Source organism: Streptomyces sp. A18 (genome assembly GCF_059026065.1).
Genome location: NZ_JBWLKL010000002.1, coordinates 17566 through 30924, shown reverse-complemented (window position 1 = coordinate 30924; position 13359 = coordinate 17566). Strand labels below are relative to the sequence as shown.

The following is a 13359-nucleotide window of genomic DNA, read 5'->3' as shown; positions in this document are numbered from 1 at the left end:
CGTGCACCGCACGTCACACGAAGCCCGGCGTGCACCGCACGTCACACAGCCCGGCATGCACCGCATGCCAGACCCACACGCTCCCCATCCCGGAGGTCATCCGCCATGTCGAAGCGCGCCACGTCCCACCATCCCGGCCTGTCCCTGCTCCGTACGCGGACGGCCGTCGTCACCGTCGCGGGCCTCGGGCTCGGAGCATCGGCAGTTCTCGGTTCCGGGGTCGCGGCCGCTGCGGACACCAGCAGTGCCCTCCCCGGCGTCTCCGCGAACTCGGTCTCGGCCCAGGCCGACGCGCAGGCCAAGGCCGCGGGCAAGGCCAAGCAGGCCGCCGCCAAGAAGGCCGAGCAGGCCAAGAAGGCGAAGCTCGCCGCCGCCAAGAAGGCCGCCGGCTGGCAGGACCCGGTCGACAAGTACACGCTGTCCGCTTCCTTCGGAACCGGCGGCAGCATGTGGTCCAGCAAGCACTCCGGCCAGGACTTCGCGGTGTCCATCGGCACGTCCGTCGAGGCCGTGCACAACGGCACCGTCGTCAAGGCCGGCGGCAACGGCGCCGGTGACGGTCCCGCGTACGGCAACGCCATTGTGATCAAGCACGGCAACGGCACGTTCTCGCAGTACGCGCACCTGTCGAAGGTCGACGTCCGCGTCGGCCAGGCCGTCAAGACCGGCCAGCACATCGCCGCGTCCGGCAACACCGGCAACTCCAGCGGCCCGCACCTGCACTTCGAGATCCGTACGAGCCCGAACTACGGCACCGCGATCGACCCGGTCGCGTTCCTGCGCTCCAACGGCGTCTCTGTCTGACCCCTGCGGCAGTAGCCGATCAGGTGCCTTCGTGTGCCTGTGTCACCAGATCGATGGCGACCTCGAGGATGGCCTTGCGCTTCTCCTCGGGGTCGCCTTCTGCGTCCTTGAGCACGAACATCCCACCGTGCATCGTGAACAGCGCCGAGAAGCAGCGCACCTGGGTCGTCATCGGGGAGCCCGGCTCCCTGAGGATGTCGAGCAGGCTGAGCATGCGGTCCTTGAAGGTCTCGCCCGTCTTCAGGTCGCGCATGGTCGCCTGGTTCTCCTGCATGAAGCGGAAGAGCGGGGAGGCGTCCTTGAGGATCTCGCTGTAGCGGGTCAGGATCGTCCGCTTGACCTCCAGCGTGTGCGGCTGCTCCTTGCCCCACTCCACCAGCTCGTCGATGGGCCGGGTCAGGTCCTCGAAGATGCTGGTGAGGATGTCTTCCTTGGTCTTGAAGTGGTAGTACAGCGCCGCCTTCGTGACCTCCAGACGTTCCGCGATCTCGCGCAGTGACGTCTTCTCGTAGCCCTGCTCGGCGAAGAGTTCGAGGGCCACGTCCTGGATGCGCTGGCGGGTGTCCCCGCGGCGCTGCTGCTTGCCCGTGCCTGCGCCGCTCGTGCCCGCGCCGCCCGCGCCTGTGCCCGTGACCATCTTGGTGCTCCTCGGCTCCCTCGACTCGAATCCTTGGACCCGATTTTACTTACTTGACGCCCGGCTAGTTGGGGGTCTAGTTTCCCTCAGTGTAGTCAGCTTGCCGGTCGGCAAGTAAGTGGCAGCTCGAAGCAGCACGAAGCAGCACGAAGCAGTTCGAAGAAGTTCGAAGCAGTACGTGGTCGGGGAACCGGGGAGTGGGGAACATGGCGCAGAAGAAGGAAAAGCCGGGGGAACAGGCGAAGGAGGCGCCTCAGCCGCGCAGCGTGCGCGTCGTGATGCTGGCGCTGATGGTGACGATTCTGCTCGCCATGCTCGACAACATGATCGTGAGCCCCGCGATGCCGACGATCGTCGGTGACCTCGGCGGCATGGAGCACCTGTCGTGGGTCGTCACCGCGTACATGCTGGCGACCGCGGCATCGACCCCCATCTGGGGAAAGCTCGGCGACATGTACGGGCGCAAGGGCGTCTTCCTCACCTCCATAGTCATCTTCCTGCTCGGTTCCGTGCTCAGCGGAATGGCGCAGGACATGGGCCAGCTGATCGGCTTCCGTGCCGTCCAGGGGCTCGGCGCGGGCGGTCTGATGGTCGGCGTCATGGCGATCATCGGTGAGCTCGTCACGCCGCGGGAGCGCGGCAAGTACATGGGCATGATGACCGGCGTCATGGCCGTGGCCATGATCGGCGGTCCGCTCGTCGGCGGCACCATCACCGACCACCTCGGCTGGCGCTGGGCCTTCTACATCAACCTGCCGCTCGGCGCCGTCGCGCTCGCCATGGTCACCGCCGTGCTGCACCTGCCGAAGAAGAAGGCAGAGGGACGGATCGACTACCTCGGTGCGGCGCTGCTCACCGTGGGCATCAGCTCGCTCGTGCTCGTCACCACCTGGGGCGGTACGGAGTACGCGTGGACCTCGACCGTGATCATGGAGCTCATCGCGATCGGTGTCGTCTCGCTCATCAGCTTCGTCGTCGTGCAGAAGAAGGCCGCCGAGCCGATCCTGCCGCTGCACATCTTCCGCAGCCTCAACTTCACGCTGATGTCGGTGATCGGCTTCATCACCGGGTTCGTGATGTTCGGCGCGATGCTGTTCCTGCCGCTCTACCAGCAGGCCGTGCAGGGCGCTTCGGCCACCAACTCCGGTCTGCTGCTCCTGCCGATGCTGCTCGCGATGATGGTCGTCTCGTTCTTCTCGGGCCGGTTCACCACCTCCACCGGCAAGTACAAGATCTTCCCGATCGCCGGCACCGTACTGATGGTCCTCGGCCTTTTCCTGCTGTCGCAGATGGACACCGACACCACGCGCTTCACGGCGGGCCTCTACATGGCGGTGCTCGGCGCGGGCATGGGCTGCCTGATGCAGATCACCATGCTGGTCGCGCAGAACAGCGTCGAGATGAAGGACATGGGCGTCGCGTCGTCCTCGGCCACCCTCTTCCGTACGCTCGGCTCCTCGTTCGGCGTCGCGATCATGGGGGCGCTCTTCAACAGCCGGGTCGAGCACACGATGTCCGAGCGGGCCGGTGAGCTGGGCGGCAAGGTCACCGACCAGTCGGCTCAGCTGGACGCGGCGAGCCTGGCGAAGCTGCCGGATGCGGTGGCGGGCGCATATCAGCACGCTGTGTCTGCCGGTACGCACTCGGCGTTCCTGCTGGGGGCGGGGATCGGGATCGTCGCGCTGATCGCCGCGCTGTTCGTCAAGGAGGTTCCCCTGCGGGGGGCCGGGCCCAAGGACTCCCCTCCCGGGGGCGACAAGCCGGCCGAGGGTGCGGCTGGGGACGCCGCGCCTGGTCCGCGGGACGCGGTTGCAGAGGCCGTCTGACCCGCGGTCCCTGTTCCCTCGGCTGAAGCGGGCCCCCGGCACCTTCTGGTGCCGGGGGCCCGTTGCCGTGTTCCGTGCTTGCCGCCGCAGCCGTTACTTGTACTTGTCCGGCAGTTGCAGGATCGGGAAGCTGCCCGTGTTCGTCGGGGCGTGTTCCGGGAGCCAGAGGACTGCGACCGCGCCCTCCGCCGGATCCTCGGGGGCCGCGCCCGCGGGCGTCACGTTGCGGAACGTCAGCCTCGCGCCGAGCACCCTCGCCTGGCCCGCCGCGATCGTCAGGCCCAGGCCGTGGCCGACGCCCGCGCGGTCCGTGCTGCCGGTGCGGAAGCGGCTCGGGCCCTCCTCCAGGAGACCCGCGGGGAAACCGGGGCCGTGGTCGCGGACCCGCACCACGCGGCCCTCGACGCTGACCTCGACCGGCGGCTTCCCGTGCTTGGCGGCGTTGGCGAGGAGGTTCCCCAGGATGCGCTCCAGACGGCGCGGGTCGGTGGTGACCTCCGACTCGTGCACCACCGTCACGCTCACGTCCGAGTTGAGCACCGCGATCCGCCGCGTCACGAACTCGCCGAGCATCAGGTCCTGCAGCTCGGCCCGCTCGGCCGCGCTGTCCAGGCGGGCCACTTCGAGTACGTCCTCCACCAGCGTGCGCATCGCCTGCGCCCGGTCCCTGACCAGCTCGGTCGGGCGTCCTGGCGGCAGGAGTTCGGCCGCCGTGAGCAGGCCCGTCACCGGCGTACGCAGCTCATGAGCGATGTCCGCCGTCACCCGCCGCTCGGCTTCGAGGCGCTGCTTGAGCGCGTCCGCCATCGCGTCCACCGAGCGCGCGAGGTCATCGGTCTCATCGCGTACGACGCCGCCGATGGCATCTCGTACGCTCACGTCCGTCTGCCCCTGGGCGACCTCCTGCGCCGCGGTCGCCGCCTTGCGCAGGCGTCGAGAGAGCTGGCCGCCGATGAGCACGCCGAGCGCGCAGCCGCCGAAGACGACCGAGATGGAGCCGATGACCAGGGCCTGGTCGAGGTCCTTCATGACGGTGGCGCTGCGGTCGGTGAAGCGGGTGTGCAGGGAGAGGATGTGGCCGTCGCTCAGCGGGACCGCGGCCCAGATGTCGGGGACGCCGCTCTCGTGGTCCTCCACGTACGTGGCGCGGCGCCCGGCGAGCACCTTCGCGAGGAGCTCCTTGGGCATCTCCGGGTCGTCGACCTTCATGCCGAACTGGCCCGTCCGCCCGGACGTCTCGTAGATCCGCTGGGCGTACTGGATCCGCTCGTCCTGCACATCGCGCGCGTTGTCGAGCATCGAGACGCGCGCCGCGTTGTGCACGACCAGGCTCAGGGCCACCGCGACAAGGGCGCCGACAAGGGCGATCGCCGCGCTGATCTTCCAGCGCACGCCGGTGCGCAGGCGGGAGCCCAGCATCGCGCGCAGGCGGGCGCGCAGCGCGGCCACGGTTCCGCCGCTCCCCCTGCTCATATATGTCCCCCGAGATGCGCCGAGCCATAGAGATCAAGCATGGATCCGGCTCACGCCTTGAGCTTGTAGCCGAAGCCGCGGACCGTCTCGATCCGGTCCTGGCCCACCTTCGTGCGCAGCCGCTGCACATGGACGTCGACGACGCGGGTGTCACCGCCCCAGCCGTAGTCCCACACGCGCTCCAGGAGCTTGTCGCGGGAGAGGACCGTGCCGGGCGCGGACGAGAATTCGAGCAGCAGGCGCATCTCGGTCGGCGTCAGGGCCACCGGAGCGCCGCCCTTGCGGACCTCCATGCCCTCCGTGTCGATCTCCAGATCACCGAAGTGCAGCACGCCGCCGTCCACGGAGCCGCCCTCACCGGCGGTGGGCGCCGCCGAGTCGGGTCCGCTCGCGTGGCCGAAGCGGCGCAGGACGGCGCGGATCCTGGCCACCAGGACGGCGCCGTCGAAGGGCTTCGTCACGTAGTCGTCGGCGCCCGCCTCCAGGCCGAGCACGACGTCGATGGAGTCGGCGCGCGCCGACAGCATGATCACCGGGACCGTGGACTCGTCGCGGATGCGGCGGCACAGCGAGACGCCGTCGAGGCCCGGCACCATCACGTCGAGGAGCGCGATGTCCGGCCGGTCGGCGCGGAACGCCTCCAGGCCCTGCAGGCCGTCGGGCATCGCGGTGACGACGAAGCCGTCCCGTTCGAGGGCGAGCTGCGTCGCCTCACGGATGACGTCGTCGTCCTCGACGAACAGGACATGGGTGTGCTCTGCCATCGGGTGCTCTCAGTTCTCCGTCGGAGCGGGAGCATCGCCGCCCGCCGCGCTGCTGTAGTGATTGCGGATGCGGTCCGTCTCCCTGAAGTGGTTCGCCGCCCACTCGTACGTGATGACGTCCTCGCCGGACGGGTACGACACGGGGTCACCCTTCTCGTACAGCTGCTTGGTGACCACCAGGTCGCCCCGGTCGATCTCCGCGTAGACGGGTGGCTCCTCGTCCTGGAAGACATTCTCGTACTTCTTGCCCTCGGTGCGATACACGTAAGTGCTGGTACCGACCGCATCGCCGCAGGTCATGATGTTCACGACGACATCGGAGGCGGATCCTCCGGTCAGGTTGCCGTAGCTGACGTCCACCGGGTACTCGTCGGCGACGCAGGGCTTCAGGTCGCGCTTGACCGTCCGGCTGACCTTCGGGTCGTCCTTGACGAGCTTCACCGCCTCGCGGGTGGTGGGCGGCGAGGCCGCGGACGTCCGGGAGGGGGACGCGGACGGTGTCGGGGACATCACCGTCTCGCCGCCGCTGCCCGGACCCTCGTCCCGGGCACCGGAGCCGCCGGTCGAGCAGGCGGTGAGCAAAAGGCCGATGGCGGCGAGCGCGGCCACGGCCGTGCTCCCCGCCCTCGTCGTCCTGCAAGCCCGGGTGCTTAGGCCGCGCAACGCTCCCGCTCCTCACGTTCGAGCGCGCCGGTGGCGGGCTCCTCGCGGTCCCGGCTCTCCAGCTCCTGGCGGAGCCGTGCGAGCGCCCTGTGCAGCGTGCTCTTGACCGTTCCCGCCGACATGCCGAGTGCCGCGGCCGTCTCCTCTGTGGACATCTGCTCCCAGTGTCGCAGCACGACGACGCTGCGCTGCTTGGGTGCCAGCACCTTCATGATGTCCATCAGGAGGGCGCGGTCCGCATGCTGTTCGGTGGAGTCTTCCACGCTCGCGTCGGGCAGCTGCTCGGTGGGGACCTCTTCGAGCTTGCGGGCCCGCCACCACTCCGTACGCGTGTTGATCATGACGCGGCGCAGGTAGGCGTCCGCGAGCCGCTTGTCGGCTATGCCGTCCCAGCGGCCGTACGTCCGCACGAGCGCGGTCTGCAGGAGGTCCTGGGCGTCCACGGGGTCGGGGACCAGGCGCCGGGCACTGCGCAGCAGGGCGTCCTGCCGAGTGCGGACGTACTCTTCGAACTCGAGCACCTCACCGTGCGCCATACCTGACCGCCTCCGTTCACCGACCACCGCTGCCTGTGCGGTACGGCTATGAAGTTACGGAGGCGTTGTCACGAGGCTGTGCGGAGCAGCCAGCGGGGGGCGCACGGGCTTCCGTCGGTTGTGTAACAGAAGTAGGCGGGGCGTAAAGCGGGGGCGTTTCAGGCCGATTTGGCAGGTGCTTCTTGTTGTTGCTGTTGCTGCTGCTCAGGTGAGAGGCAGACGGTAGAAGGCGTCGGGGAGGGGCTCGACGAGGCCGTCGGAGACGAGACCGTCCAGTGCGCGGGCCCGCTGCACGGGTTCGTCCCACACGCGGTCGAGGGCAGCCTGCGGTACGGGGGCCACGGCTTCGCGGAGGACCGCGAGCAGCTTGCCGCGGACCTGGCGGTCCGTTCCCGCGTAGGTCTGGCCGCGGCGGGCCGGGCCCTGGTGCGCGGGCTTGCCTGCCGTCTGCCACGCGCACTGCTGCGCGATGGGGCAGCGGGAGCAGTTCTCGTTCTTGGCGGTGCAGACGAGGGCGCCGAGCTCCATCGAGGCGGCGGCCCAGCGGGACGCCGTGCGGTCGTCCTCGGGGAGGAGGGCGCGGGCGAGCTTGCGCTCGGCGGCGGTGGTGGCGTTCGGGGGGTACTGGACGCCGGTGACGGCGCGGGCGAAGACGCGGCGCACGTTCGTGTCGAGGACGGCGTGACGCTGGCCGTACGCGAAGGAGGCGACGGCCGCGGCGGTGTACTCGCCGATGCCGGGCAGCGCGAGCAGCTGCGCGTGCTTGGTGGGTACGTCGCCACCGTGCCGTTCCGTTATGGCGACGGCGGCGCCGTGCAGCCGGAGCGCGCGGCGGGGGTAGCCGAGGCGTCCCCAGGCGCGGACGGCCTCACCCGGGGCTTCCTTGGCGAGGTCGGCGGGGCGGGGCCAGCGGGCGATCCACTGCTCGTACACGGGCAGGACGCGGTTGACCGGCGTCTGCTGCAGCATGAACTCGCTGACCATCACGCCCCAGGGCCCGGCGTCGGCCCGCCGCCACGGCAGGTCACGCGCGTTCGCGTCGAACCAGGCGATGACGGGACCGTGCAGGGTCTCACCGGCGGGGGAGGGGCTGTCGGGGGTGTCTGACATTGGCATGGGCTTCGTGGGCGCAGTCATGGCAGGACGATCCTGCCATGGGGGCGCCGGGGGGCGGGCCAGGCGGGGCTTCACGAGGGGCGCGTTTTCGCTCCGGGGGGTGCGGGCCCGGTGCTGGTGCGTCTTGGGGGCGGGGCCGTGAGGCCACCCGTCCGCCCGCTCATCCGCCCCCTGTCACCGCGGGGCAATCGGGATGGGGGTCCCCCCTGCTCCTTAAGAGCTTGGGGGAGGGTGGGAAAGGCTTGTTCGGCACGGGGATGCGGGGTGGTCGGGTGGGGGCGAGGACCTGACGATCGGCAGGGGTGGGGCCCAGGGGCCAGGAAGTAGCTTCGGGGGGTGAGAAGCGGATGTTGGGGCGATGCCCTCCTCTGGGGTGCGTTGGGTCTGGCCGCGTTGGCCGTGGGCCAGGTCGGGGTGGGGGAGTCGCGCCCGGTGTGGCTGCAGGCGGCCGGGGTCGGGGTGTTGGGCGGCGCCGCCGTGATCTGGCGGCGGTGGCCCCCGGCGGGCTTCGCCGTGGCGGCCGCGCTGGGGCTCGCCACCGCGCCCTCCCTGTTCACGCTCTCCTACGGGCCCGCCCTCGCCGTCTTCGCGCTGCTCATGGGGCGCAGGGCCCCTCGTACCCGGCCCGCGCTGATCGTCTTCGCCGGTGTCGCCCTGGCAGGCACCGCCAAGATCCTCGTACGCGGCGTCGACCCCGTCGTGGAGTGGCTCGTGCTCATGGGCACGCTGCTCTTCGGCGCCGTCTTCCCGTGGCTCGCCGGCCGCTACCTCCGCCAGGGCCGCGAACTCACCGCCGCCGGCTGGACCCGCGTGGCCCAACTGGAGCGCGAGCAGCGCATCGTCGCCGACCGGGCCCGGCTGCGGGAGCGGGCCCGCATCGCCCAGGACATGCACGACTCGCTCGGGCATGAACTGAGCCTCATCGCGGTGCGCGCCGGCGCCCTCCAGGTCGCCGCCGATCTGCCGGCACGGCACCGCGGCGCCGTCGCCGACCTGCGCATCGCCGCATCGGATGCCACGGATCGGCTGCACGAGATCATCGGGCTGCTGAGGGAAGACGGGGATGAGGTCGCGCCCCTTGCTCCCGCGGGCGAAGGCGTGCGCGCCCTGGTCGAGCGGGCCGCCCGGTCCGGGCTCGCGGTCCGGTACGTCGTGGGGGGTGAGGGGGAGCGTACGGAATTGATCGGGACGAGGGAGGCGGACGCGAGCGTCCTGTACCGGGTCGTCCAGGAAGCCCTGACCAACGCCGCCAAGCACGCCCCCGGCGCCCCCGTCACCGTCGAACGGAGCGCGGCGGCTGTCGTCGTCACCAACGGGGCCCCCGCGGAGCCCGGTTCGGGTTCCGGTTCGGGATCCGGCGCGGGTTCCGGCGCGGGATCCGGCCTCCTCGCACTGCGGGCCAGGGTCGAGGACCTCGGCGGCACCTTCGAAGCCGGGCCGCACGGCGACGGCTTCCGGGTCGTCGCGCGGCTCCCCGCGGACGGCGCCCCGGAGCCACGCCCGGAGCCCCCCGTACCCGGCATCGCGTACGCGCGACGGCGGACGGCCCTGGCCTTCGGAGCCGCCGTGGCCACCGGGGTGCTCCTGGTGGGCGGCGCCTTCGCCTGGTACGCGTACTCCAGGTCGCACGCCGTCCTGAAGCCCGCCGACTTCGACCGGCTGGCGGTCGGTCAGGCCCAGGCGGACGCCGAGCGGTCACTGCCCGGCCTGACCGCTTCCGACCCACCCGAGGAGCGCGCCCCGACCCCGGCCCCCGAAGGCGCGGACTGCCGCTACTACCGCGCCAGCGGTGAACTCTTCGTCACCGTCGAGCACTTCAGGGTCTGTTTCAAGGGCGGGATCGTCGTGGAGAAGAGTGTGATCCCCAAGGCGGGGAGCGGTGACGAAGTGCGGGAGCGCGATGAGGAGGGTGTGCGGTGATCCGGGTACTGCTGGCGGACGACGAGGCGATGATCCGCGCGGGCGTCCGCGCGATCCTCGGCGCGGGCGAGGACATCGAGGTCGTCGCGGAGGCGGGTGACGGCCGGGAGGCCGTCGCGCTCGCCCAGGCGCACCGGCCCGACGTCGCGCTCCTCGACATCCGCATGCCGGGGCTCGACGGCCTGGCCGCGGGCGAGGAGATCGTACGGACGATGCCCGGCACCGCGGTCGCGATGCTGACGACCTTCTCGGAGGACGCGTACGTCGCGCGGGCGCTGGGCGGCGGGGCCACCGGCTTCCTCCTGAAGTCCGGCGACCCGCACGAACTCATCGCGGGCGTACGCGCGGTGGCCGCGGGCGCCGCCTTCCTCTCGCCCAAGGTGGCCCGCCACGTCATCGAGGGATACGGCGCACAGCGCACGGTCCGCGGCGCAGAGGCCAGCGCCAGGACCGCGGCCCTCACCCCGCGCGAGCGCGAAGTGCTCGGGCTCGTCGGGGAGGGGCTCTCCAACCCGGAGATCGCGGCCCGGCTCCATCTGGTCGAAGGCACGGTCAAGGCGTACGTGAGCGCGGTCCTCGACCGGCTCGGGGTCAAGAACCGCGTTCAGGCGGCGATCGTCGCCCATGAGGCGGGACTCGTGCGGCTCTGACGCCTCAGGGGCGACTCGTCAGCGGCAATGAGTCAGCGGCACTGCGTATCAGCGGCGGTGCGTATCAGCGGCGGTGCGTCGCGGGCCGTCGGTGCGATGTCTCGTGCCCGGTCGGGGCGCCCGGACCCGCGAACCACCTGACGACCCCCGTCGACGAACCCCGCATCGCCTCGCCGACCCGCGCCACGGGGCGAGTTGCCAGACGTACGAGGAGGAAGGCGAGCGCGGCGCCGAGGAGCAGGCCCACCAGCACGTCATGCGGATAGTGCACGCCCACGAAGACCCGCGAGAACGCCATGAGCACGGCCATCGGCAGCGTCAGCGCGGCGATCCGGGGCCAGGCGAGCGCGAGGCCGACGGCCGCGGCGCCCGCGATCGTCGAGTGGTTGCTGGGGAAGGACCAGTCGCCGTACGCCGGGCACTCGACGATGGAGGTGACCGCACCGGCGACCGCCCGGCACGGACGCTCCTCGTCGACCGCGGACTTGAGCGCCTCGCTGCACACATACGCCACCGCCGTGACGAGGGGCGCGAGAACGGCTATCGCGAGGGCGCGGGGGTCGCCGTGCCGCGCCTTCCACCAGGCGACTACGAAGAGCACGCCGAAGAGCAGCAGGCCGAGCTCCGTCCACACCTCGGCGAGGTGCTGGAACCAGGTAGGGGTGTCGTGGGCGAAGTCGGTGACATCGCGATAGAGATCGTCGTCCATGGTGTCCATGATTACGGACGGTACGGAGTGGGGCCGAATCGTCACATCCGGCGATCGACCCGTCACAACCCCTGACGAAAGACAGGGGTAAGGACGGATGCTGGAAGCGGAGCCTGTCGTTCCGAGATGATGATCCGCAAACTTTGTTGCTCAGGGCGGCGGGTGGGGCAGGACAAGGCGCGGATCTCTCGTAAGGTTTGGGCCGTGGGATCTCTGCGCAATCCGGTCGGGCCGCTTCCCTCCACCATCTACTGGCGTCGGAGGGCCATTCTGCTGTCCTTGATCGGACTGATGGCGCTCCTTGTCGTGTGGGTGCTCACCCTCGGGGGTGGAGGCCAGAAGAACGGTGCCGACGGGCCTTCGGGCTCCGGCCCCGCCACGTCCATCACGCCAGGACCCTCCGGGTCCGGGCCCGCCATCAGTGAAAAGCCGGGCGGGCGCGACGAGTCGGGCGACGAGGGCGACTCCGGCTCCGGCGGCTCGGGCGGCGGCTCCGGTGACTCCGGGGGGTCCGACGGCTCGGGTGACTCCGGCGGCGGTGACGGCAGCGGTTCGGACGACGGCGCCAAGGGCGGCGGCGGTGCGGGCGGGCAGCTGCCCGCGGGGTCGAGCCTGCCCAACTGCGTGAGCGGCGACGTGAAGTTGAAGCTGCGGAGCATCCACAACCGGTACGACATCGACGAGAAGCCGAAATTCGAACTCGTCGCCCAGAACAGCGCGGGCAAGGCCTGCAAGGTGGATCTCGGCGGCAAGAAAACGGTCCTGACGATCACTCGGGCCGACGGCGACAAGGAGATCTGGTCCTCGGCGGACTGCCCCGCGGGCAGCGGGAGCCTGTTGCTCCGGGTGCCGGGCGAGGGACGGGTCACGCACACCGTCGAGTGGGACCGCAGGGAGAGCGAGCCGAAGTGCGCGTCGCCTTCGGCGGGGAGTGCGGAGCCCGGTACGTATCTCGTCGAGGCCAAGTCGTCCGGGCTGGGTTCGGTGAAGACGTCGTTCGTGCTCGAAGAGGGCTGATCGGGGCTTCGGGGCAGCGAGTGCCGCTGGGTGGGCGGGAGACCAACCACCCACTCACCCGCACCCTCTAGACGTACCGCTCCAGAATCGACGACTCGGCGAGCCGAGAGAGTCCCTCGCGGACGCTGCGGGCGCGCGCTTCACCCACTCCATCCACAGTCTGCAAATCATCGACGCTCGCGGCGAGAAGCTTCTGCAGCCCCCCGAAGTGCTCGACGAGCCGGTCGATGATCGCGCCGGGCAGTCGCGGCACCTTCGCCAGGAGGCGGAAGCCCCGCGGGGAGACCGCGGAGTCCAGCGCCTCGGGGGAGCCGGTGTAACCCAACGCCCGTGCCACAATGGGCAGTTCGAGCAGCTCCGCATGGCTCAGGGCGTCCAGCTCGAAGAGCGCCTCTTCGACCGTGCGGGAGCGCTTGGCGGTCGGCTCGGGCACGTAGTCCCGGACGACCAGCTCGCGCTCGGGCTCGACGCCCGCGATCAACTCGTCCAGCTGGAGGGCGAGAAGGCGGCCGTCCGTGCCCAGTTCCACCACGTACTCGGCGATCTCCGTGGCGATGCGGCGCACCATCTCGAGGCGCTGGGCGACCGCCGTCACGTCCCGGACCGTCACCAGGTCCTCGATCTCCAGGGCGGACAGGGTGCCCGCCACCTCGTCGAGGCGCAGCTTGTACCGCTCAAGGGTGGCCAGGGCCTGGTTCGCGCGGGACAGGATCGCCGCCGAGTCCTCGAGGACCTTGCGCTGCCCGTCCACGTAGAGCGCGATGAGGCGCATGGACTGGGAGACGGAGACGATGGGGAAGGCCACCTGCTTGGACACGCGGTCCGCGGTGCGGTGCCGGGTGCCCGTCTCCTCGGTGGGGATCGTCGGGTCGGGGACGAGCTGCACGCCCGCCCGCAGGATCTTGGTGATGTCCTTGTCGACGACGATGCCGCCGTCGAGCTTGCAGAGCTCGCGCAGCCGGGTCGCCGTGAACTCGACGTCCAGGATGAATCCGCCCGTACACATCGATTCGACGGTCTTGTCCCAGCCGAGGACGATGAGCCCTCCGGTGTTGCCGCGGAGGATGCGCTCGAGTCCGTCGCGCAGGCCCGTGCCGGGCGCGACCGCGCTCAGGGAGGCGCGCATCAGCCCTTCGGCACCGGAGCTTCCGCCGGGCTTGCCGGGAGCTGACGCCCGGTCGTTGGCTGCCACTGCACTCCTCGGGTCGCGGGTTGTCCAAGCCCCGGTCCGTACGACTGCTTCG

General features: G+C 70.6%; 13 protein-coding genes. 5 read left to right on the top strand and 8 right to left on the bottom strand.

Annotated features, from left to right (window positions below):
- Positions 1-105: 105 nt before the first annotated feature.
- The gene (locus tag AC5P1C_RS02900) at positions 106-804 is read left to right on the top strand and encodes a M23 family metallopeptidase (RefSeq protein ID WP_493864060.1); all 699 of its coding nucleotides are present in this window, start codon (positions 106-108) and stop codon (positions 802-804) included.
- 19 nt (positions 805-823) lie between these two features.
- On the opposite strand, the gene AC5P1C_RS02895 is transcribed toward AC5P1C_RS02900, so the two are convergent.
- Positions 824-1441 (bottom strand): TetR/AcrR family transcriptional regulator, encoded by a 618-nt coding sequence (locus tag AC5P1C_RS02895; RefSeq protein ID WP_493864059.1) that lies wholly within the window; start codon positions 1439-1441, stop codon positions 824-826.
- Between the two features lie 206 nt (positions 1442-1647).
- Here AC5P1C_RS02895 and AC5P1C_RS02890 point away from each other — a divergent pair, with 206 nt between their 5' ends.
- A complete protein-coding gene (locus tag AC5P1C_RS02890) occupies positions 1648-3267 on the top strand; it encodes an MDR family MFS transporter (protein ID WP_493864058.1) in 1620 nt (539 codons plus the stop codon).
- A 93-nt stretch (positions 3268-3360) separates the two neighbouring features.
- Here AC5P1C_RS02890 and cseC read toward each other — a convergent pair whose 3' ends face one another.
- From cseC to AC5P1C_RS02865, 5 genes are all read right to left on the bottom strand, one after another.
- On the bottom strand, positions 3361-4686 hold the full coding sequence (gene cseC, locus AC5P1C_RS02885) for a two-component system sensor histidine kinase CseC (RefSeq protein ID WP_493864509.1): 1326 nt from the start codon (positions 4684-4686) through the stop codon (positions 3361-3363).
- 104 nt (positions 4687-4790) lie between these two features.
- Positions 4791-5504, bottom strand: coding sequence for a two-component system response regulator CseB (gene cseB, locus AC5P1C_RS02880; RefSeq protein WP_493864057.1), 714 nt, complete (start codon positions 5502-5504; stop codon positions 4791-4793).
- A gap of 9 nt (positions 5505-5513) precedes the next feature.
- Positions 5514-6113: a hypothetical protein gene (locus tag AC5P1C_RS02875; protein ID WP_493864056.1), complete on the bottom strand. Its 600-nt coding sequence runs from the start codon at positions 6111-6113 to the stop codon at positions 5514-5516.
- Between the two features lie 41 nt (positions 6114-6154).
- A complete protein-coding gene (locus AC5P1C_RS02870; protein WP_190083940.1) occupies positions 6155-6703 on the bottom strand; it encodes a SigE family RNA polymerase sigma factor in 549 nt (182 codons plus the stop codon).
- 204 nt (positions 6704-6907) lie between these two features.
- A complete protein-coding gene (locus tag AC5P1C_RS02865; protein ID WP_493864055.1) occupies positions 6908-7840 on the bottom strand; it encodes an HhH-GPD family protein in 933 nt (310 codons plus the stop codon).
- Between the two features lie 315 nt (positions 7841-8155).
- Here AC5P1C_RS02865 and AC5P1C_RS02860 point away from each other — a divergent pair, with 315 nt between their 5' ends.
- Both AC5P1C_RS02860 and AC5P1C_RS02855 read left to right on the top strand, forming a co-directional pair.
- A complete protein-coding gene (locus tag AC5P1C_RS02860; protein ID WP_493864054.1) occupies positions 8156-9739 on the top strand; it encodes a sensor histidine kinase in 1584 nt (527 codons plus the stop codon).
- On the top strand, positions 9736-10389 hold the full coding sequence (locus tag AC5P1C_RS02855; RefSeq protein ID WP_493864053.1) for a response regulator transcription factor: 654 nt from the start codon (positions 9736-9738) through the stop codon (positions 10387-10389). The genes AC5P1C_RS02860 and AC5P1C_RS02855 overlap by 4 nt, the downstream gene beginning before the upstream one ends.
- 64 nt (positions 10390-10453) lie before the next feature.
- Here the strand turns inward: AC5P1C_RS02855 and AC5P1C_RS02850 are convergent, their stop codons facing one another.
- Positions 10454-11107 carry a phosphatase PAP2 family protein gene (locus tag AC5P1C_RS02850; protein WP_493864052.1) on the bottom strand — a complete coding sequence of 218 codons (654 nt, stop codon included), beginning with the start codon at positions 11105-11107 and terminating at the stop codon, positions 10454-10456.
- 195 nt (positions 11108-11302) lie between these two features.
- Between AC5P1C_RS02850 and AC5P1C_RS02845 the strand changes: the two genes are divergently transcribed.
- Positions 11303-12115 carry a hypothetical protein gene (locus AC5P1C_RS02845; protein WP_493864051.1) on the top strand — a complete coding sequence of 271 codons (813 nt, stop codon included), beginning with the start codon at positions 11303-11305 and terminating at the stop codon, positions 12113-12115.
- 67 nt (positions 12116-12182) lie between these two features.
- Here AC5P1C_RS02845 and disA read toward each other — a convergent pair whose 3' ends face one another.
- Positions 12183-13307 carry a DNA integrity scanning diadenylate cyclase DisA gene (gene disA / locus AC5P1C_RS02840; RefSeq protein ID WP_493864050.1) on the bottom strand — a complete coding sequence of 375 codons (1125 nt, stop codon included), beginning with the start codon at positions 13305-13307 and terminating at the stop codon, positions 12183-12185.
- Between the last annotated feature and the right edge of the window lie 52 nt (positions 13308-13359).

Coding starts and splice junctions, on each gene's coding strand:
- AC5P1C_RS02900 (WP_493864060.1), top strand. CDS start 106: ATGTCGAAGCGCGCCACGTCCCACCATCCCGGCCTGTCCCTGCTCCGT.
- AC5P1C_RS02895 (WP_493864059.1), bottom strand. CDS start 1,441: ATGGTCACGGGCACAGGCGCGGGCGGCGCGGGCACGAGCGGCGCAGGC.
- AC5P1C_RS02890 (WP_493864058.1), top strand. CDS start 1,648: ATGGCGCAGAAGAAGGAAAAGCCGGGGGAACAGGCGAAGGAGGCGCCT.
- cseC (WP_493864509.1), bottom strand. CDS start 4,686: ATGCTGGGCTCCCGCCTGCGCACCGGCGTGCGCTGGAAGATCAGCGCG.
- cseB (WP_493864057.1), bottom strand. CDS start 5,504: ATGGCAGAGCACACCCATGTCCTGTTCGTCGAGGACGACGACGTCATC.
- AC5P1C_RS02870 (WP_190083940.1), bottom strand. CDS start 6,703: ATGGCGCACGGTGAGGTGCTCGAGTTCGAAGAGTACGTCCGCACTCGG.
- AC5P1C_RS02865 (WP_493864055.1), bottom strand. CDS start 7,840: ATGACTGCGCCCACGAAGCCCATGCCAATGTCAGACACCCCCGACAGC.
- AC5P1C_RS02850 (WP_493864052.1), bottom strand. CDS start 11,107: ATGGACACCATGGACGACGATCTCTATCGCGATGTCACCGACTTCGCC.